Below are 17,474 nucleotides of genomic sequence, written 5' to 3'. Positions count from 1 at the left end.
ACCGCGTCAGCCCCCTCCGCTCCGGACGGGGAGGCCTTCCGTACTCGATTCCTTCGGCCCGAGGGGCACGGACGGATGCGGCCACGGCCGATTCGCCCGGTCTCGCGCGGTCCGCGGGCCGCACCGACCCGGATGGGACACTGGCTCATGATCTGCACGCACTGGCTCTTCGGCGACCAGCTGGGTCCCGTGTTCACCGCCGCTGACGACGGCGGCCCTCCCGCCGATGCCCCGCTGCTCATGATCGAGTCGCGCTCCGTGTTCCGGCGCAGGAGGTTCCACCGGGCCAAGGCCCATCTGGTGCTCTCGGCGATGCGCCATCGCGCCGCCGAACTCGGCGACCGGGTCAGCTACGTCAAAGCCGACTCCTACCGGGAGGGCCTGCGCAAGGCCGTCGGCCGCAAACCGGTCACCGTTCACCATCCGACGTCACGGGCCGCGGCTGCCCTGGTGACATCGCTCGGCAACGTCACGGTCCTCCCGCCGCGCGGCTTCCTCGTCAGCCGGGAGGAGTTCGCCTCCTGGGCCGACACGCACGGGCACGGCGGGCTCCGCCTTGAGCAGTTCTACCGCCACGTGCGCCGCGAGCACGACCTGCTGATGGACGGGGGAGAGCCGGCGGGAGGCCGGTGGAACCTCGACCACGACAACCGGGAGCCACCGCCCCAGGGCGTACGGAAGCTGGGCGCGCCGGCCCCCTACCGCCCGCGCGAGGACGACATCGACGCCGAGGTGCGCCACGACTTGGACCGCTGGGAGCGCGCGGGCGACGTCTCGTTCGTCGGCCGCGACGGACCGCGGCGCTTCCCGGCCAGCCGCCGGGAGGCACTGGCGGCGCTGCGGCGCTTCGTGGAGTACCGCCTCGCCGGCTTCGGCGCTCACGAGGACGCGATGCTGGCGGCCGACCCCGCCTTGAGCCACAGCCTCCTGTCGGCCCCGCTGAACCTGGGACTGCTCCATCCGGCCGAGTGCGTGGAGCGGGCCGAGGCAGCGTGGCGCGCGGGGGAGGCGCCCCTGAACTCCGTCGAGGGCTTCGTCCGGCAGATCGCCGGATGGCGTGAGTACGTCTGGCACCTGTACTGGTACTTCGGTGAGGAGTACCGGCGGTCGAACGCCCTCCGACACACCGCGCCGCTGCCGTCGTGGTGGGACGAGCTGGACGCGGACGCGGTCACCGCCCGCTGCCTCTCGACCGCCTTGCGGCAGGTGCGCGACACCGGATGGACCCACCACATCCCACGGCTGATGGTCCTCGGCAGCTACGCGCTCCAGCGCGGCTGGGACCCGGAGGCGCTGACCGACTGGTTCCACCGTTCGTTCGTCGACGGCTACGACTGGGTGATGCTGCCCAACGTGGTGGGCATGTCGCAGTACGCGGACGGCGGCCGGATGAGCACCAAGCCCTACACGTCGGGCGGCGCGTACATCGACCGGATGAGCGACCTGTGCGGGGACTGCCGCTACCGCCCCGACCGCCGGGTCGGGGAGGACGCGTGCCCCTTCACCGCCGGCTACTGGAGCTTCCTGCACCGCCACCGCGACCTGCTGCGCGGCAACGTACGGACGGCCGGACCGGTCAGCGGCCTCGACCGTTTGCGTGACCTGCCGGAACTGCTGCGCCAGGAGCACGACCGGGGTGACCGTGCCCCTTGAGGCACGGCCGCCCCCGGCCACGGGACCTTCGGCGGGGCAGCACTGGCCACGCCGCCTGCGACGCCCGTGCCCCCCGCGGAATCAGTCGAGCAGCGCGGTCGCTTCGACCTCGACGAGCACGTCCGGCTCGAAGAGGTAGTCGACACCGATGAGGGAGGCCGGCGGCATGGGGAGCGGGAGCCCGATCTCGTCGGCGACGGCCTCCACACCGGCCATCAGGTCGCCGATCTTCTCCGGGCTCCACCGGGTCACGTAGAACGTCAGGCGCAGCACGTCCGCGAACGAAGCGCCCGCGCCCTTCAGCCCGACGGAGGTGTTGCGCAGCGCCTGAGCGACCTGCCCGGCCAGGTCGCCGGGCGCGACCGGAGTTCCGTCGGCCCGGCGCCCGATCTGCCCGCTGACGTGGACGTGCTTCGTCCCGGTGCCGACCGCCACGTGGTGGTACGGGACCGGCTGAAGCATGCCTTCCGGCGTGAAGTGCTGAACAGTCATGGCTGTTCCTCCTTCGAACTAGGTATTCGTAAGCTACTTAGTGGAAGAAGGACACTTCAACGAGACCAGGTTTCGCCATGGATACCGACGACGAATTCCGCATCGAGCTCCCGCACCGTGAACTGCTCGACCAGATCCTCGACAAGTGGTCGCTCAGCGTCCTCAACGAGCTGTGCGAACGCCCGTGCCGCTTCAACGAACTGCGCCGGGCCGTCCCGCAGGTCACACAGAAGTCATTGACCGCGACACTGAGGCGACTGGAGCGAAACGGCGTGATCGAGCGCGAGGTGGTCTCCACCCGCCCGGTGGCGGTCAGGTACCGGATCACACCACTCGGCAAGACCCTCCGGCCCCCGGTGGACGTGCTCCTGGCGTGGGCCTCGGAGAACATGCCCGCCATCGCACGCGCACGCGAAGCCTTCGACGCACAGGCCGGGAGCGACTGACGGCGCGGCGTTACGCGACGGTGAGCACGATCTTGCCCCGGATGTGCCCTCGGGCGGCGCGTTCGTGCGCCGCGCGGGCGTCCGCGAGCGGGAACGTGCTGGCGAGGGCGACACGCACCGCGCCCGTGTCGAGCAAGTGCCCCAGGTCGGCGAGCTGCGCGCCGTTCGACCGGACCTGGGTGCCCGTGACGGTGATGCCCAGCTCCGCGTTCTCCTCGTCGTCGAACTCGCCGAAGTACACCGGATAGAGGGACCCGCCGCGCTTGACGGTGCGCAGGAAGCGCCTGCTGTGGGGACCCCCTACGGTGTCCAGGACGAGATCGACGTCACGGGCGACTTCCTCGGGCCGTTCCTTGGTGTAGTCGATGAACTCGTCGGCGCCGAGGTCGCGCAGGAACGTCTCGTGGGCGCCGGAGGCCACGGCGATGACCCGGGCCCCCTTCCACTTGGCCAGCTGAAGGGCGAGGTGCCCCACGCCGCCGGCGGCGCCGTTGACGAGCACCGTGGTCCGGCCGTCGATCGCCATCGGGCGGTGGCGGGCTTCCTGGAACGGCGAGGGGTGGTCGTGCCCGAGCTCGATCAAGAACTGCCATGCCGTCAGCCCGGACATGGGCAGGGCGGCGGCGTGCGCGTGGTCGATGGTGGCCGGCTTGCGGGCGAGGTCGGTCGCCGGTGCGGTGACGTACTCGGCGTACGCGTTGCCCTGGAGGGCGGTGGGGAAGCGCAGGAGGCCGATCACCTCGTCTCCGACCGAGAAGCCGTTGGCGTCGGGACCGAGCTCTTCCACGACGCCCGAGATGTCGGTCCCCGGAGTCAGGGGAAGGTGGAAGGGGGGCCTCAGCTCGGGAGGCACGTCGGGCATCCCCTCGCGGGCGTACCAGTCGGGAGGGTTGATGCCGGCCGCGTGCACGCGGACGAGCACCTCACCCGGTCCCGGTTCGGGAACCGGCACCCTCTCGTAACGCAGGACTTCAGGGCCGCCGAAGGTGTGCAGCCGGATCGCCGCCATCGTGCGCGTCGTCATCGTTCTCTCCTGTCCGTGTCACGGGATACGCTTATCCGGATCGGCGATCCATATAAGTGGATCGCTGATCCGAATATATGGACCACTGATCCGGATAGTCAAGGTGTGACAGATGCGGGCCGATGCCAGGAAGAACCGCGACCACCTGCTCGCAGTAGCGGGCGCCGCCATCGCCGAACAAGGCGTCGAGGTGTCGCTGCGCGACATCGCGCGCAGGGCCGAGGTCGGGCTCGCGACGCTGCTGCGGCACTTCCCGACGCGCGAGGCGCTGCTCGAAGCCCTGCTCCGTACGAGCTTCGACGAGCTGACGGGAAGGGCGCGCGAGCTGGAGACGTCGAGTTCTCCCGAAGACGCCCTCGTGCGGTGGCTGCACGACTGCGTCGTGTGGACGACCGAGTACCGGGGCGTGACGGTGCTGATGGCGGCCGCCATCGAGGACACGGAATCCGCGCTCCACGCCTCGTGCGTCACCCTGCGCGCGGCCGGTGCGCGACTGCTCGCCCGCGCCCAGGAGGCGGGCACGGCGCGGAGCGACATCGACGGCGCCGATGTGTTCGCGCTCGTGGCCATGCTTGCCTGGCTCGGCGATCAACCCTCGCTCGCACCGCGCGCCGATCGCCTCTTCGGCGTCGTCGCGAGCGCGATCCTGACGCGCTAGGCCGGCACCCCGCCGGCGTCTACTCCCTCGTCTCCCTCGTCCCGGCGCCCGGGCGGCGCGAAGAGCGCCCGGATGGTTTCCGTGGCCAGGTCGCGCAGCCAGGTGTGGGCGCGGTCGTCGTCGTAGCGCTGGTGCCACAGCAGGTACAGCGAGACGTCGGGCAAGGAGATGGGCAGCGGCAGCGTGACCAGGCCGAGCTGGTCCCGGGCCGCGCGGGTGACCACGTCGGGGATGGTGACCACCAGGTCGCTGCCGAGGGCGAGTTGCAGGGCGAACGCGGCGGTGGGCCCCGAGGCGACGACGCGCCGTTCGAGGCCGAGCGCGCCCAAGGCGCCGTCGAGCGGGTCGTGAAGGTTTCCGCGCCGCGAAACGGTGAGGTGCTCGGCGGCCGCGTAACGCTCGGGGCTCAGTGCCCCCTCGGTGAGCGGGTGGCCCGGTCGGACGGCGACGATCAGCCGGTCCCTGCCGACGAGGCGGTGGCGGATGTCGGGGAGGGCTGGCTGGCTGGAGCTGGATTCGAGGTCCACCTCCCCTCGGCGCAGCCCGGGGTCGTCCGTGCCGGGTTCGGCGGCCAGGCGCAGCCGGACGCCGGGGGCCTGACGGTGGACGGCCGCGGTCAGGGCGGTGCCGCAGGCCGCGGTGAGGGTGTCGTGCCAGCGCACGGTGAACACCCGCTCCAAGGAGGTCAGGTCGATTTCCTGCTGTGCGGACAGAAGGCGGTGGGCGGCCTGTACGAGGGCGTGGACCTCGGCCCGCATGGCCAGCGCGCGGGTGGTGGGGACCATGCTCCGGCCGGTGCGGACCAGGATCTGGTCACCGGTGGCCTTGCGGATGCGGCCGAGGGAGCGGCTCATCGCCGGTGCGGTGACGTGGAGGCGGTCCGCGGCGCCGGCGACGCTGCCCTCTTCCAGCAGTGCGTCCAGGGCTGTGAGCAGATTCAAATCCAATTGCATGCCGGTAACTCTACAAGTGACAAGCATGCAGTTGTTGTTAATGGTTGGCCGGCCTACCTTCGAAGTGCGGGAGCGAGAAGCGCTACCTCGCACCCATCGACTCCAGGGGGCCCACCATGACCACGACCATGCCTTTCCATGCGGATAAGACGCTCCTGTCAGATGTCACAACCGCCGTAAGAACCGCAGGCGTTGCGCTCCGCGACCGCTACACCCCGCACGCCCGGGGCGTGAGCATGAGAGGGATCGCCGAGGAGACCCACGCCAACGACGAAGCGGTGCTGGACCTACTGCGCGCACCACTGCTGCGGGCCCGCCCCGGCTCGCGGTGGGCCGAGGACGAACTGGCCGGCGGACCGCTCCCAGCCGGAGAGTGGTGGGTCGTCGACCCCGCCGAGGGCAACATCAACCACGTGCACGGCATGGAGGACTGGGCCGTCACCGCCACCCTGGTCCGCGACAACCAGCCGGTGCTCACCGTCGTCCACCTGCCGCTGACCGGCGACACCTACACCGCCGTCGCCGGAGGCGGTGCCCACCTCAACGACCGGCCTCTGAAGGTGTCCGCCAAGACGGACCTGGGCGCCGCGCTCACCGGCACCGGCCAGGCCAAGCCCGGCGAGGACGAGCGCACCTTCCGGCGGATCGGCGACTCCGTCACCGCCATGCTGATCCACGGCCTGGTCGTACGGGTCTCCGTGCCCGCCACGACACAGCTCATCCACGTCGCCGCCGGACGCACGGACGCCTTCTGGCAGTTCTCCGACGTCCGCTCCGGCCTGCTCGCCGGCGCCCTCCTGGTCTCCGAGGCCGGAGGCACCGTCACCGACCTGGCGGGCGCCCCCTGGACCACGGGCAGCCCCGACTTCCTGGCCGCCGCCCCCGGCATCCACACCGCCGCCCTCAACGTCCTGTCACCGATCGCCTGACCGGCCGTGCCCTCCCCGGAATCGGCTCGGCGCCCGGGCGTGGCCTCCCCGGGGCTCCCGGGGGCGGACGCTAAGCTCGCCGACGCAGTGGAGTACGCGCACGCCCGTGGCGGGTGCGCCCCCAGCGGATGAGGTGGTGTCGTGGCCGTTCGGGACAAGAGCGAGGTCATCGGGCAGAACGGCCTGGTGGTGCTGCACGTGGCGGTCGGCCACAAGGCCTCGGTCGAGATCCGTGAACCGCGCGACGTGCTCAGCCTCACCCGCAAGGTGAACGGGGTGTCCATCCAGGTGGTCCAGGACCCGAACTTCACCACGCTCAAGACCGCTCAGACCCTCCCGTGGGGAGCGATCCGCGCTCAGGGGCCCGAAGGGACCCAGGTCCGCTACCGCATCCGTACCCGCGGGGACGTGACGGGGACCCCAGAGTTCGACTGACCCGGCCTTGATCTGACCGGCCCCTCGCCCCCCGGCGGCGGCTCAGCGGCGTTCGCGGGCGAGCTGGTCGTTCATTTCGCTCAGGAACCGCACCACGACGTGCAGTTCGTCCGCCTTGAAGAGCGCGCGTGCCGCGTCGGTGGACCGGGCGAGCGGCCGGAAGTACTCGCGTGCCGCTTCGCGGCCGGCCTGGGCGTAGTGGATGTGCACCACGCGCCGGTCGCCCGAATCCCTGACCCTGCGGATGTGGCCCGTCCGCTCCAGCCGGTCCAGGCAGGCCGTCACCGCGCCCGAGGTGAGGTTCATGTGGGCGCCGAGCCTCCCCGGGGTCATGGGGCCGGCCTCCTGATCACGATCGGCGTCCAGCACGGCGATCAGCGCCTGTACGTCGGTCGGGTGCAGACCCTGCGCGTGCGCGAACTCCTGGGCGATCCGGTTGAACTCCGCGTTCATCGCCCGCAGCAGCACGGCAAAGGACTGCAACCCGATCGGGTCGTCGCACGGAAGTACGGGCGGGGGTGTGTCGGCGCTGCGCATCCCCCCAGCATATGATCTCTCAACGATTGAGATACTTGATGCTTGAGTTAAGGGAGGGATGTGCCGGTGAAGAGCTCGTCGTGGTGGATCCGATGGCTGGTGCCCGTGGTCCTGCTGGTGATCTGGCTGGGGATCGGCGGGGCGCTCGGCCCCTACGCGGGAAAGCTCGGTGAAGTCGCGACGAACGACCAGGCCGCGTTCCTGCCCCAGAGCGCGGAATCCACCAAGGTCCTTGAGGCGCGAAGGGCCTTCGAGCGCTCCGAGTCGGTGCCCGCGATCATCGTCTGGCAGGCGCGGGACGGCGGGGACGTCACCACCGCGCAGCAGGAGGAGGCCACCCGAGCCCTCGCCTCCCTGGCCGGGCAGCGGGGCATCAGCGAACCGCCGTCGCCCGCCCTGCGATCGCAGGACGGCCAGGCCCTCCAGGCGGTGGCCCCGCTCGCCCCGGACCTGGGCGACGATCTGCCGGCCGTGCTCGCCGAGGTACGCGCGGCGGCAGACTCCGTATCCGGTCTGAGCGCACAGATCGCCGGACCGGCGGCCACACAGGCGGACCTCGCCGACGCCTTCTCCGGCATCGACGGGATCCTGCTGGGCGTGGCGCTCGGAGCCGTCCTGCTGATCCTGCTGCTGGTCTACCGGAGCCTGCTGCTGCCCCTCGTGATCATCATCAGTGCGGTGTTCGCCCTCGGTCTGGCCTGCGCCGTCGTCTACGCCCTGGCCGACCGCGGCACCGTACGGGTCGACGGCCAGGTCCAGGGCATCCTGTCCATCCTGGTCATCGGCGCGTCGACCGACTACGCACTGCTGCTGGCCGCACGGTTCCGGGAGGAACTCGCCGCGCGCGGCGACCGCACGGCCGCCGCGATCGCCGCCGTCCGGCGCTCGGCGGGCGCGATCATCGCCAGCGGCGCGACCGTGGCGCTGGGCCTGCTCGCGCTGCTCGCCAGCGACCTCACCAACAACAGGGCCCTGGGTCCGGTCGGGGCGATCGGCATCGTCTGCTCCGTCCTGGCCACCCTCACCTTCCTGCCCGCCGTCCTCGCCCTGCTCGGCCGGGCCGCGTTCTGGCCCGCCACGCCCAAGCCCGGCGACGCCACGGCGGAAGGCCACCGGGTGTGGCGGCGCATCGCGTCCCTCATCGACCGGGCCCCGCGCCGGGTCTGGGCATCGACGACGCTGCTCCTGCTCGTCCTGGCCGCGTTCTCGCCGGGCCTGTCGTCCAAGGGCGTTCCCCTGGACGAGATCTTCGTCAAGGACGCCCCCTCCGTCACCGCGCAGCAAGCCCTCGCGCGGCACTTCCCCGGCGGATCCGGCCAGCCCGCGGTGATCATCGCGGACGCCGCCCGGGCAGCCGAGGTACAGGCCGCCGCCACGGCCACGGACGGGGTCGCCTCGGCGGCGCCCGTCACCGCCTCGGGGCGGCCGGGCGGCGGCCCGCCCCTGGTCGTCGACGGCCGCGTCCGCATCGACGCGACCCTCGAAGCCGCCGCCGACAGCGACGCCGCGAAGAACACGGTCGCCGAACTGCGCACGCGCCTCCACGCCGTAGGGGACGCGGACGCGATCGTCGGCGGCTACACCGCCCAGCGGTACGACACCGAGCGGACCGCGGCCCGCGACCGTACGGTCATCGTCCCCGTCGTCCTCGGCATCATCCTGCTCATCCTCGTCATGCTGCTGCGGTCGCTGCTGATCCCGGTGCTGCTCGTGGCCACCGTCGCGCTGAACTTCCTGGCCACGCTGGGCGTTTCCGCGCTCGTCTTCGAGCACCTGCTGGGCTTCAGCGGCACGGACGCCTCCGTTCCCCTCTACGGATTCGTCTTCCTCGTGGCGCTCGGCGTCGACTACAACATCTTCCTGATGTCCCGCGTCCGGGAGGAGTCCCTCGTCCACGGGGTCCGCCAAGGGGTCCTGCGCGGCCTGACCACCACGGGCGGAGTCATCACCTCGGCCGGTGTGGTGCTTGCGGCCACGTTCGCGGCGCTCATGGTCATCCCCCTCGCCTTCCTCGTCCAGATCGCCTTCATCGTGGCCTTCGGTGTCCTCCTCGACACCCTCGTCGTACGCTCCCTCCTGGTGCCGGCGCTGGTGATCGACATCGGCCCGCGCAGCTGGTGGCCCAGCGCCCTGGCCCGCGGCCGGCGCTCGGACGCCCCGGAGGCCCCGGAGGCCCCGGCCGGAGGCTAAGAACCCCTCCGGGCGCCGCGCCGCCCCGCCGTACGTCGTCCACCGGGTGTCGAGCGGGAGTCGGTCAGCGGTTGCCGGGGCTCAGCAGCGCGGCGGCCGCGGCGACGAAGGCGAAGGACGCCTCCTTGGCAGAGTGCCGCCGGGCGTCCAGATCGGTCCGGTCGGTGGCCTTGCGCAGCGCGTAGGTGGCATCTGCGGCCTGCCGGGCGGGGCCGGCGAGTTCGGGGACCAGGACCTGAAGGCGGATGTGGGGCGCGGTGATCGCAGCCCGGGTGTCGTGAGACCTCGTCTCGGCCTCCAGCTGGTGCTCGGTGCCCGCCCCGGCCAGGGCCAGGCGTTCCCGGTGGAACATCGCCGAGCGGTGCGCGTCGAGGGCGGCGGCGAAGTCGGTGACGGCGCCGAGCCGGTCCTGGCGGTGGCTCTCGTCGCGCGCCTCGGTGCGTGCGGCGCGTGCCGAACGGTGCTGGAGGAGTCCGGCGGTCAGGGCGCCGGCGAGGGTGCCGAGAACGGCAACGATCGAAGGCCATATGGACATCAGGTGTGGGGTCCTCTCGGGAGGTCGGTGCGCGGGGTCAGTTCGACGCGCGGGAGTCTGGACGGCTTCACCATGATCACTGAGCACGTTCCGTGAGGGGATCGACCCCGAGCGGCCGTGGACATAGGATCTACTCATGAGTAACTTAATGAATGCGGTCGACCCCGTGGTCACTTTCGTCCTGGTCCACGGAGCGGGCAGCAACGCCTACGGCTGGTCTCCGGTGGTGGCCGAACTGGGACTGCGCGGGTACCGCGCGGTCGCGGTCGACCTGCCCGGCCACGGCCCCGGCGCCTACTTCCCGCTCTCCTATCAAGCGCCGCAGGACCTGGCGCGGCTGCGTACGGAACCCTCCCCGATCGCCGGGACGACCCTGGCGGACTGCGCCGCGCACGTGGCCGCGGTCGTGCGGCGGGCGCACCGGGGCGGCCCGGTGGTCCTGGCCGGCCAGAGCCTCGGCGGCGTCACCCTCAACGCGGCGGCCGACCTGGTGCCCGAGCTGATCTCGCACCTGGTGTACGTCTCCGCCTTCTGCCCGGCGAAGCGGGCCTCGATGAACGAGCTGATGGCGACCCAGGAAGCGGCCGCGAGCCACATCTTCAAGATGCCCCCCGTCCCGACCCCTCCGGAACTCGGAGTCACCCGCGTCAACTGGCGCAGCAGCGACCCCGGCTTCTTGCGGACCGTCAAGGAGGCAATAGCCGCCGACTACTCCGACTCCGAGGTCAGGACCCTGCTCAACATCCTCGAACCCGACGAGTCGGCCGCGCTCGGAGCCTCTGACGGCCGTGGCCTGCCCCACAAGTGGGGCCGCATCCCGCGCACGTACGTGCGGTTCACCGAGGACCGGGCCCTCCCGCCCGCCCTCCAGGACCTGATGATCCGGGAGGCTGACGAGACGACCCCGGACAACCCCTTCCGCGTACGGTCGCTGGCGGCCCCGCACATCGGCCCCCGCGACCCGGCCCTGCTGGCGGACGAGCTGGAGCAGGTGGCCCTGCTCTGCCGCTGAGCCGGAGTCCAGTGCCCGCTCAGGGAGCGGCGTCGCGGTGCGGCCCCGTGGAGCCCGGGGTCTTGCGCAGGGCGGCGGCGACCAGGCCTTCGAGGGCCTCGCGCGGTACGTCGCCGCCGCTCACCAGCCGGTCGAAGACCAGCCCGTCGATGCAGGTCAGCAGGGTGTGGGTGCGATTCTCCACGTCCGTCACGCCGTGCGCGGCGAGGAACAGCCGGACGGCTTCGCGGCCCGCGTTCTCGCGGGGCACGAGGATCGCGCGCAGCTCGGGGTCGCGCACGCTTTCGACGGCGCAGGCGTAGCGGGCGAGCGAGCGGCGGCGGCCCTCGCCGGTGAGCCGCTGCCGGACGAGCAGCGCCATGCCGTCCACGAGCTCCTCGATGGTGCGCAGGGGCGGAAGTGCCTCGGCCGTGAGGTGGAGTTCGCTCTGGTCGAGATGGACCAGCCGGGTGACGAGCGCGGTGAGCAGCGCCGCCCGGGTGCGGAAGTAGGCCGAAGTGGTGCCCGGCGGCATGGCCGCCCGGCGGTCGACCGCGCGGTGGGTCAGGCCGCGGACCCCTTCGTCGGCGAGTACGCCGAGAGCCGCGTCTGCGAGGAGGGTGCGCCGGTCCGAAGCCATACCCCCTTTCTACACCTGTAGAGCTCCGGCTAAAGTTTCTTCTACAGGTGTAGAAGAAGGGGGGCCTCGATATGGACGGCAGTTCGGCAGTGGTGGTCGGAGGGGGCATCGGCGGGCTGGCCGCCGCGATCGGTCTGCACCGCATCGGCTGGCAAGTGACCGTCGTCGAGCGCGCGTCCACGCTTGAGGACGCGGGGGCCGGCATCTCACTGGCCGCCAACGGCCTGCGGGCACTGGACGAACTCGGCGTCGGCGAGGCGGTACGGAATGCCTCGCGCGGCCAGTACAGCGGCGGCACCCGCACCCCACGGGGCGGCTGGCTGGCCCGGATGGACGGCTCGGCGCTGGAGCGGGCGGTGGGTACGCCGATCATGGGCATTCCCCGCTCCACCCTGCACCGACTGCTTCGCGACGCCCTGCCCGCCGAGGCACTGCGGATCGGGGCCGAGGCCGACTCGCTCCAGCAGATCCACCCGGGGACGGTGCGAGTCGGCTGCGGCGACACGGTCCTCGACGCCGATCTGGTGGTGGCGGCCGACGGCATCGGCAGCCCGATGCGCAGCCGTCTCTTCCCGGCCCACCCCGGCCCGGCCTACAGCGGCTCGACGGTGCTGCGCGCCATCACCGAGCACCCCGTCGACCCGGGCACCGACTTCGAGCTGACCTGGGGTCCTGGGGCCGAGTTCGGGCACATCGCCCTCCCCGACGGGCGGGCCGAATGGCATGCCGTCCTCAACCTCCCCGCAGGGACGCGGTTCGCCGACCCACTGGCCGAACTGCGCAGGAGGTTCCGCACCTGGCACGACCCGATCCCCGCCCTCCTCGACGCGACCCGGCCCACCGCCGTACTGCACCACGACGTCCACGAACTCCGTACGCCGCTCCCCTCGTACACGGCCGGCCGGACCGCGCTGCTCGGCGACGCGGCCCACGCGATGACCCCCAACCTCGGACAGGGCGCCTGCCAGGCGCTGGAGGACGCGGTCACACTGGCCGCCGCGCTCGCCACCGCGCCCACCGTCCAGGCCGCGCTCGCCCACTACGACGCGGAGCGCCGACCGCGCGGCCAGGCCGTCGCACGGGCGGCCCGCCAGGCCGGGCGGATGGGCCAGCAGCTCTCCCACCCCGTGGCCATCGCCCTGCGGAACACGGCGATGCGGCTGACACCCTCCCGCGCCGCAACGCGCATGATCCTTCGGCACCACGCCTGGGTCCCCCCGCGGCTGGACTGACCGGGTCCGCGCTACGAGACGGACCGCAGGGCCTCGCGCAAGCGGTCGAGGAACGCCTGGGCCGCCGGGCTCGCGGGTCCGGTGGCCGGCCAGGCGAGGACGATACGGGCACGCACCCCGGGTTCGACGATCCGCAGGGTGCGCAGCGCTCCTCCGAAGTCCGGGCTCTCCTCGCCGAGGGGCAGTACGGCGACGCCCAGGCCTCGGGCGGCGAGTTGCGCGAGGACGTCGGGGGCCGCCGCCTCGAACGCGACGTGAGGGCGGAACCCGGCCTGCGTGCAGGCGCGTTCCAGGGCTGCGCGCACTCCGGTTCCGCGCGGCAGGCAGATCAGCGCACGGCCCCTCAGATCGGCCAGGGGGACGCTGGAGCGGTCCGCGGGGGCGAGGAGGGGATCGTCGGAGGTGACGGCGGCGACGAGCGGAGCGTCGATGACCGTGCGGTGGGAGATGCCGGGCGGGGGCGCTTCCCAGGTGGGCCCGAGGAGGGCGATGTCGATCTCTCCGGACAGGAGCGCGGCCTGCATCCGCGCCGAGGTGTCTTCGGTGAGCGCGATCTCCAGCGCGGGATGGGCGCCGTGGAAGTCCGCGAGGAACGAGGCGATGTCGAAGGCGCGGCTCGTGGCACCGGAGACCAGCCCGAGGGTGACCCGGCCGCGCAGCAGTCCGGTGTGCTCGTCCACGGTCTGTCGCACCGCGTCGGCGGCGGCCAGTGCGGCCCGCGCGTAGGGCAGCACGGCCCGGCCCACCTCGGTCACGGTCACCGACCGGTTGGACCGGTCGAGCAAGGGCTGCCCGAGCTCCTTCTCCAACTGGCCTATCTGGGCGCTGAGGCCGGGCTGGGACAGATGCAGCCGCGCGGCGGCGCGGGTGAAACCGCCTTCCTCGACGACGGCGACGAAGTAACGCAGCTGGCGGAGCTCCATAACCAGCGATTCTAGATCGCAGCGCATCTCTCTATTGGAGTTGTGTCCCGGCTGGCCGCAGGCTTGACCGTATGGAGAACCCGACATCTCGAACGGGCAGGAATGCCGAGCTCAGGGCGTGGATCGCTGCGGAACGCCGGGAGTTGGCCGACCTCCTCGACACCCTGCGGGCCGATCAGTGGGACAGGCCGAGCCTCTGCGCGGGGTGGCGGGTCCGCGAGGTCGCGGCGCACATGTCCCTGGGGTTCCGGCTCTCCCTGCCGGCGACGATGGGAGAACTGGCCAGGGCGCGGGGCAACCTGCACCGGATGACCGACCGCGTCGCACGCAGGGACGCGGCCGCCCATTCCACCAGCGAGCTCGCCGCGTTCCTGCGGGACGGTGCGCACCATCCCTGGACGCCGCCCATCGGAGGATTCCCGGCGGCGCTGGGCCACGACACCGTGCACGGACTGGACATCACCGTCGCTCTCGGCCTCGACCGGCGTGTCCCCGAGGACCGGCTGCGCCTGCTGCTGGGGGAGATCCGGCCGAGCGGCCTGAGGTTCTTCGGCGCAGACATCTCCGGAGTACGGCTGTGTGCCGAGGACCTGGACTGGTCGTACGGCTCCGGCTCTCCCGTGTACGGCGCGGCGCAGGACCTCCTCCTGCTCGCCTTCGGCCGCCGGCTTCCGGGCGGTCGCCTCCGCGGCGAGGCGAGCAGCCGCTTCACCACCGCCTGACCCCGACCACCGCTCACCCTCACAGAGGGCGACGCAGGTGGGCTGTTGGGTGGTGTTGGGCAGCCGGAACGGTCCTGCTGCGGACCGGTACCGAAGTACCGGTGGCCCTGCCCGCAGGGTGGGCCGGGTCACGAGCCGTACTTCCGTGAAGGGTGAACATGCGTACTCGCAGCACCGTCCTCGCCGCCTCCGCCGTCCTCGCCGCACTCTGCGCCGCACCCGCCTTGGCGGCCGCGGGCGCCGACACCGACCCCCCGGACCGGATCCTTCCGGCCATGGACCGCAACGACCTCCGCGCCATCGGGCTGACGGGCGACCAGCGGCTGGTGAAGTTCGAGGTCGACCGGCCCGCCAGGGTCACCTCGATCGGGCAGGTGTCCGGCCTGCTCGGCGACACCAAGCTCATCGGCATCGACTTCCGTGTCCAGAACGGGAAGCTGTACGGCGTCGGCGACCAGGGCGGCATCTACACGCTCAGCACCGCCAACGCCCAGGCGGTCAAGGTATCGCAGCTCAGCGTCGCGCTCTCCGGCGCCCAGTTCGGTATCGACTTCAACCCGGCCGCCAACCGGCTGAGGGTCATCTCCGACACGGGCCAGAACCTGCGCCACAACATCGACGACGCCACCGCGCCGTTCCTGACCACCGTCGACGGCACGCTGACGAACCCCACGACCCCGCCGTCGACCGCGACGGGCGTCACCGATGCCGCCTACACCAACAACGACCTGAACGCGGCGACGGCCACCACGCTGTTCGACCTCGACACGACGGCCGACCGGATCTCGCTCCAGTCCCCGGCCAACGCCGGCACCCTCGCCCCGACCGGGAACCTGGGCGTCAACGCGGCCCCGGACGCCGGTCTCGACATCTACTACAGCCCGAAGGCCGGCACCAACAAGGGCTTCGCGACGATCGACGCCGGTCGGGGCTACGGCCTCTACGAGATCAACGTCCTGACCGGCAAGGCCACCGGCCTGGGCCAGTTCCCGGCCCGCCAGCAGGTCACCGACATCGCCCTGCCGCTCAACCAGAACTGACCCGCCCGGCAAACGAGCAGCCGGGACCGCTTGGGGGCGGTCCCGGCTGCTGTCGTCTCCTGCGCGGGCCGGTCCGGGCCGGGTCGCGAACGGTCCGGGCCGGACCGAAGGCCGTCAGGCGCGGGGCGGGTGGATGGCGGTGTCGAGGTAGAAGGCGTCGATGCTCTGGACGGCCTTCTCGAACTCTTCCAGGTTGACGGGCTTGGCCACGTAGGCGTTCGCGTGGCTGGTGTAGGCGCCGGCGACGTCGTCGGGCGCGGTCGAGGTGGTGAGGACGACCACGGGGATCGTCTGGAGGTCCTCGTCGGTCTTGAGGACCTTGAGGAGGTCGCGGCCGTTCATCCGGGGCATGTTCAGGTCCAGAACGATCAGGTCGGGGCGCACGCTCCCGGGGTTGCGCAGGTGCTCCAGGGCGGCGAGTCCGTCGGTGACCTGGACCAGGTTGCGGGTGCCGCGTTCGGAGAGGGCTTCCTCGATGAGCATGGCATCGGCCATGTCGTCCTCGACGAGGAGGACGTCGAAGGGCCGGGCGGGGGTGGTCATCATCGGATGCTCCATGGGTGCTTCGTCGGAGTGCTGGAAAAGCCCCGGCCAGCGGCGCCGGGCACCTTGGCGGGTCATGCCGCAGGCGGAACCGATCTGCGGGTAGCCGGCGCCCGCGCGGGCGGCGGCCAGGGCCGCGCTCCGCTGGAGGCGTTCGGCAGCCTGCTGGAGCTGGTCCAGCAGGTGCAGCAGGGACAGGGCCGGCGCCGGATCCCCCGTCGGCGCGGGCGGGGCTTCTTCCAGGAGCTGCTGGGCGAGTCGTCTGGCTAGCTGGCCGACTGCCGCGTCCGCGACCGCTGCCGTCTCTTCGGGGGTGGTGCGCAGTGCGAAGTTCTTGCCAGGCATACCTCGCACCTTAGGTGCAGATCCGCCCCCGCGACAACCGGCGTTGTCGGACACCCTCTACAGTATCTCCGGCCGCCTCTCGTGCGGGCGGCGTATCGGCGGAGGGCAGACGGCATGAGCGGGAACACAAAAGCACGGACAAGGCGCTTTTCCACCTGGACGACGCGGCGGTGGCTGCGTGCCGGGGTGGCGGTGTCGCTGACCGTCCTCACCCTGCTCGGAGTGACGGGTGCCTGGGTCCTGGGACGTACGGAGTCGATCAGCGACACCCTCGTCAACACGAAGTCTCCGGCCCTCAGCACGTCGTTCCGCCTGGAATCGGCGCTCCTGAACCAGGAGACCGGCATCCGCGGCTACGGCCTCACCGGGACCTCCGACTTCCTCACCCCCTACCAGCAGGGCCTCACCGATCAGGCGACGCACACCGAGACGCTGACCAGGCTGCTCCACGGGGACGCGGCCCGGCTGCGAGACCTGACAGCCGTGCAGGACGCGGTGGCGACCTGGCAGGAGCGGATCGCCGAGCCGATCGCCTCCTCACCCGCCGGAACGACCTCGCCCCTGATCACCGAGCGCGCCGCCGAAGGCAAGGAAACCTTCGACGCCGTCCGCATCGCCCTGTCCAGCCAGCAAGATCGCCTGCGCGCGGACCGGGCCCGGGCGGTTCAAGACCTCTCGGACACCATGACCCTGCGGAACTGGGTGTTCACCGCGATCGCCCTGGTCATCGCCGCCCTCACCGTGCTGGTCTTCGAAGGGCTGCGCCGCGGGATCACCCGCCCCCTGGAGCAGCTCGGCGCGGACGCCCGCACCATCGCCGCCGGCACCTTCGAGCACCCCATCACCTCCACCGGTCCCGCCGACCTGCGCCGCCTCAGCAGCGAGATCGACTTCATGCGCCGCCGCCTCGTGCGCGAGCTGGCGTTCACCGAGGAGGCCCGCCTCCGCCTGGACGCGCAGGCGGCCGATCTGCAGCGCTCGAACGCCGAGCTGGAGCAGTTCGCGTACGTCGCCTCCCACGACCTGCAAGAGCCCCTGCGCAAGGTCTCCAGCTTCACGCAGCTCCTCCAGCGCCGCTACGGCGGACAGCTCGACCAGCGTGCCGATCAGTACATCGACTACGCGGTCGACGGCGCGAACCGCATGCAGACGCTCATCAACGACCTCCTCGACTTCTCCCGCGTCG

General features: G+C 71.7%; 19 protein-coding genes. 11 read left to right on the top strand and 8 right to left on the bottom strand.

Annotation, left to right across the window (positions count from 1 at the left end):
* Nucleotides 1-147: 147 nt before the first annotated feature.
* Nucleotides 148-1,653 (top strand): cryptochrome/photolyase family protein, encoded by a 1,506-nt coding sequence (locus IE248_RS36575; RefSeq protein WP_190033086.1) that lies wholly within the window; start codon nucleotides 148-150, stop codon nucleotides 1,651-1,653.
* Between the two features lie 81 nt (nucleotides 1,654-1,734).
* Here IE248_RS36575 and IE248_RS36570 read toward each other — a convergent pair whose 3' ends face one another.
* Complete coding sequence (locus tag IE248_RS36570) at nucleotides 1,735-2,145, bottom strand: RidA family protein (protein WP_100580661.1); 411 nt, start codon at nucleotides 2,143-2,145, stop codon at nucleotides 1,735-1,737.
* 77 nt (nucleotides 2,146-2,222) lie between these two features.
* On the opposite strand from IE248_RS36570, the gene IE248_RS36565 reads away from it, so the two are divergent.
* Nucleotides 2,223-2,591: a winged helix-turn-helix transcriptional regulator gene (locus tag IE248_RS36565; protein ID WP_073799074.1), complete on the top strand. Its 369-nt coding sequence runs from the start codon at nucleotides 2,223-2,225 to the stop codon at nucleotides 2,589-2,591.
* A gap of 10 nt (nucleotides 2,592-2,601) precedes the next feature.
* On the opposite strand, the gene IE248_RS36560 is transcribed toward IE248_RS36565, so the two are convergent.
* Entirely contained in the window at nucleotides 2,602-3,615 is a 1,014-nt protein-coding gene (locus tag IE248_RS36560) for an NADP-dependent oxidoreductase (RefSeq protein WP_190033085.1), read from the bottom strand.
* Nucleotides 3,616-3,727: 112 nt separating this feature from the next.
* Between IE248_RS36560 and IE248_RS36555 the strand changes: the two genes are divergently transcribed.
* A complete protein-coding gene (locus IE248_RS36555) occupies nucleotides 3,728-4,273 on the top strand; it encodes a TetR/AcrR family transcriptional regulator (protein ID WP_100580660.1) in 546 nt (181 codons plus the stop codon).
* Here the strand turns inward: IE248_RS36555 and IE248_RS36550 are convergent.
* Entirely contained in the window at nucleotides 4,270-5,226 is a 957-nt protein-coding gene (locus IE248_RS36550; RefSeq protein ID WP_100580659.1) for a LysR family transcriptional regulator, read from the bottom strand. The two genes, IE248_RS36555 and IE248_RS36550, sit on opposite strands and share 4 nt — an antisense overlap.
* Before the next feature lie 116 nt (nucleotides 5,227-5,342).
* On the opposite strand from IE248_RS36550, the gene IE248_RS36545 reads away from it, so the two are divergent.
* Nucleotides 5,343-6,155 carry an inositol monophosphatase family protein gene (locus IE248_RS36545; protein WP_190033084.1) on the top strand — a complete coding sequence of 271 codons (813 nt, stop codon included), beginning with the start codon at nucleotides 5,343-5,345 and terminating at the stop codon, nucleotides 6,153-6,155.
* 141 nt (nucleotides 6,156-6,296) lie between these two features.
* Nucleotides 6,297-6,590 (top strand): hypothetical protein, encoded by a 294-nt coding sequence (locus tag IE248_RS36540; protein WP_008736880.1) that lies wholly within the window; start codon nucleotides 6,297-6,299, stop codon nucleotides 6,588-6,590.
* A 42-nt stretch (nucleotides 6,591-6,632) separates the two neighbouring features.
* Here IE248_RS36540 and IE248_RS36535 read toward each other — a convergent pair whose 3' ends face one another.
* Nucleotides 6,633-7,127, bottom strand: coding sequence for a MarR family winged helix-turn-helix transcriptional regulator (locus IE248_RS36535; RefSeq protein WP_008736878.1), 495 nt, complete (start codon nucleotides 7,125-7,127; stop codon nucleotides 6,633-6,635).
* A gap of 66 nt (nucleotides 7,128-7,193) precedes the next feature.
* On the opposite strand from IE248_RS36535, the gene IE248_RS36530 reads away from it, so the two are divergent.
* Nucleotides 7,194-9,317, top strand: a complete 2,124-nt coding sequence (locus tag IE248_RS36530; protein WP_190033083.1) for an MMPL family transporter — start codon at nucleotides 7,194-7,196, stop codon at nucleotides 9,315-9,317.
* Between the two features lie 64 nt (nucleotides 9,318-9,381).
* Here IE248_RS36530 and kilB read toward each other — a convergent pair whose 3' ends face one another.
* On the bottom strand, nucleotides 9,382-9,852 hold the full coding sequence (gene kilB, locus IE248_RS36525) for a plasmid transfer protein KilB (protein ID WP_073799077.1): 471 nt from the start codon (nucleotides 9,850-9,852) through the stop codon (nucleotides 9,382-9,384).
* A 136-nt stretch (nucleotides 9,853-9,988) separates the two neighbouring features.
* Between kilB and IE248_RS36520 the strand changes: the two genes are divergently transcribed.
* Nucleotides 9,989-10,864, top strand: coding sequence for an alpha/beta fold hydrolase (locus tag IE248_RS36520; protein WP_190033082.1), 876 nt, complete (start codon nucleotides 9,989-9,991; stop codon nucleotides 10,862-10,864).
* A 19-nt stretch (nucleotides 10,865-10,883) separates the two neighbouring features.
* Here IE248_RS36520 and IE248_RS36515 read toward each other — a convergent pair whose 3' ends face one another.
* On the bottom strand, nucleotides 10,884-11,483 hold the full coding sequence (locus IE248_RS36515) for a TetR/AcrR family transcriptional regulator (RefSeq protein ID WP_190033081.1): 600 nt from the start codon (nucleotides 11,481-11,483) through the stop codon (nucleotides 10,884-10,886).
* Between the two features lie 71 nt (nucleotides 11,484-11,554).
* Here IE248_RS36515 and IE248_RS36510 point away from each other — a divergent pair, with 71 nt between their 5' ends.
* Nucleotides 11,555-12,715, top strand: a complete 1,161-nt coding sequence (locus IE248_RS36510; protein WP_190033080.1) for an FAD-dependent monooxygenase — start codon at nucleotides 11,555-11,557, stop codon at nucleotides 12,713-12,715.
* An 11-nt stretch (nucleotides 12,716-12,726) separates the two neighbouring features.
* Here the strand turns inward: IE248_RS36510 and IE248_RS36505 are convergent, their stop codons facing one another.
* Complete coding sequence (locus IE248_RS36505) at nucleotides 12,727-13,638, bottom strand: LysR family transcriptional regulator (RefSeq protein WP_190033079.1); 912 nt, start codon at nucleotides 13,636-13,638, stop codon at nucleotides 12,727-12,729.
* Nucleotides 13,639-13,709: 71 nt separating this feature from the next.
* Between IE248_RS36505 and IE248_RS36500 the strand changes: the two genes are divergently transcribed.
* Both IE248_RS36500 and IE248_RS36495 read left to right on the top strand, forming a co-directional pair.
* Nucleotides 13,710-14,360: a maleylpyruvate isomerase family mycothiol-dependent enzyme gene (locus tag IE248_RS36500; protein ID WP_100580653.1), complete on the top strand. Its 651-nt coding sequence runs from the start codon at nucleotides 13,710-13,712 to the stop codon at nucleotides 14,358-14,360.
* A 158-nt stretch (nucleotides 14,361-14,518) separates the two neighbouring features.
* A complete protein-coding gene (locus tag IE248_RS36495) occupies nucleotides 14,519-15,400 on the top strand; it encodes a DUF4394 domain-containing protein (RefSeq protein WP_100580652.1) in 882 nt (293 codons plus the stop codon).
* Nucleotides 15,401-15,514: 114 nt separating this feature from the next.
* Here IE248_RS36495 and IE248_RS36490 read toward each other — a convergent pair whose 3' ends face one another.
* Entirely contained in the window at nucleotides 15,515-16,288 is a 774-nt protein-coding gene (locus IE248_RS36490; RefSeq protein WP_190033078.1) for a response regulator, read from the bottom strand.
* Nucleotides 16,289-16,402: 114 nt separating this feature from the next.
* Between IE248_RS36490 and IE248_RS36485 the strand changes: the two genes are divergently transcribed.
* Nucleotides 16,403-17,474, top strand: a 1,072-nt coding sequence (locus tag IE248_RS36485; protein ID WP_190033077.1) for a sensor histidine kinase, incomplete at its 3' end; no start/stop codon positions are given.

Origin of the sequence: Streptomyces goshikiensis, from assembly GCF_014650555.1 — a bacterium.
GTDB classification, from domain to species: Bacteria; Actinomycetota; Actinomycetes; order Streptomycetales; family Streptomycetaceae; genus Streptomyces; species Streptomyces goshikiensis.
Note: the sequence above shows the minus strand (reverse complement) of the source record. Positions and strands in the feature narration are given on the sequence as shown.

Excerpts from the sequence above, each read along its gene's own strand:
- IE248_RS36575 (WP_190033086.1), top strand. The coding sequence starts at position 148 with ATGATCTGCACGCACTGGCTCTTCGGCGACCAGCTGGGTCCCGTGTTC.
- IE248_RS36570 (WP_100580661.1), bottom strand. The coding sequence starts at position 2,145 with ATGACTGTTCAGCACTTCACGCCGGAAGGCATGCTTCAGCCGGTCCCG.
- IE248_RS36565 (WP_073799074.1), top strand. The coding sequence starts at position 2,223 with ATGGATACCGACGACGAATTCCGCATCGAGCTCCCGCACCGTGAACTG.
- IE248_RS36560 (WP_190033085.1), bottom strand. The coding sequence starts at position 3,615 with ATGACGACGCGCACGATGGCGGCGATCCGGCTGCACACCTTCGGCGGC.
- IE248_RS36555 (WP_100580660.1), top strand. The coding sequence starts at position 3,728 with ATGCGGGCCGATGCCAGGAAGAACCGCGACCACCTGCTCGCAGTAGCG.
- IE248_RS36550 (WP_100580659.1), bottom strand. The coding sequence starts at position 5,226 with ATGCAATTGGATTTGAATCTGCTCACAGCCCTGGACGCACTGCTGGAA.
- IE248_RS36545 (WP_190033084.1), top strand. The coding sequence starts at position 5,343 with ATGACCACGACCATGCCTTTCCATGCGGATAAGACGCTCCTGTCAGAT.
- IE248_RS36535 (WP_008736878.1), bottom strand. The coding sequence starts at position 7,127 with ATGCGCAGCGCCGACACACCCCCGCCCGTACTTCCGTGCGACGACCCG.
- kilB (WP_073799077.1), bottom strand. The coding sequence starts at position 9,852 with ATGTCCATATGGCCTTCGATCGTTGCCGTTCTCGGCACCCTCGCCGGC.
- IE248_RS36520 (WP_190033082.1), top strand. The coding sequence starts at position 9,989 with ATGAGTAACTTAATGAATGCGGTCGACCCCGTGGTCACTTTCGTCCTG.
- IE248_RS36515 (WP_190033081.1), bottom strand. The coding sequence starts at position 11,483 with ATGGCTTCGGACCGGCGCACCCTCCTCGCAGACGCGGCTCTCGGCGTA.
- IE248_RS36510 (WP_190033080.1), top strand. The coding sequence starts at position 11,555 with ATGGACGGCAGTTCGGCAGTGGTGGTCGGAGGGGGCATCGGCGGGCTG.
- IE248_RS36505 (WP_190033079.1), bottom strand. The coding sequence starts at position 13,638 with ATGGAGCTCCGCCAGCTGCGTTACTTCGTCGCCGTCGTCGAGGAAGGC.
- IE248_RS36500 (WP_100580653.1), top strand. The coding sequence starts at position 13,710 with ATGGAGAACCCGACATCTCGAACGGGCAGGAATGCCGAGCTCAGGGCG.
- IE248_RS36495 (WP_100580652.1), top strand. The coding sequence starts at position 14,519 with ATGCGTACTCGCAGCACCGTCCTCGCCGCCTCCGCCGTCCTCGCCGCA.
- IE248_RS36490 (WP_190033078.1), bottom strand. The coding sequence starts at position 16,288 with ATGCCTGGCAAGAACTTCGCACTGCGCACCACCCCCGAAGAGACGGCA.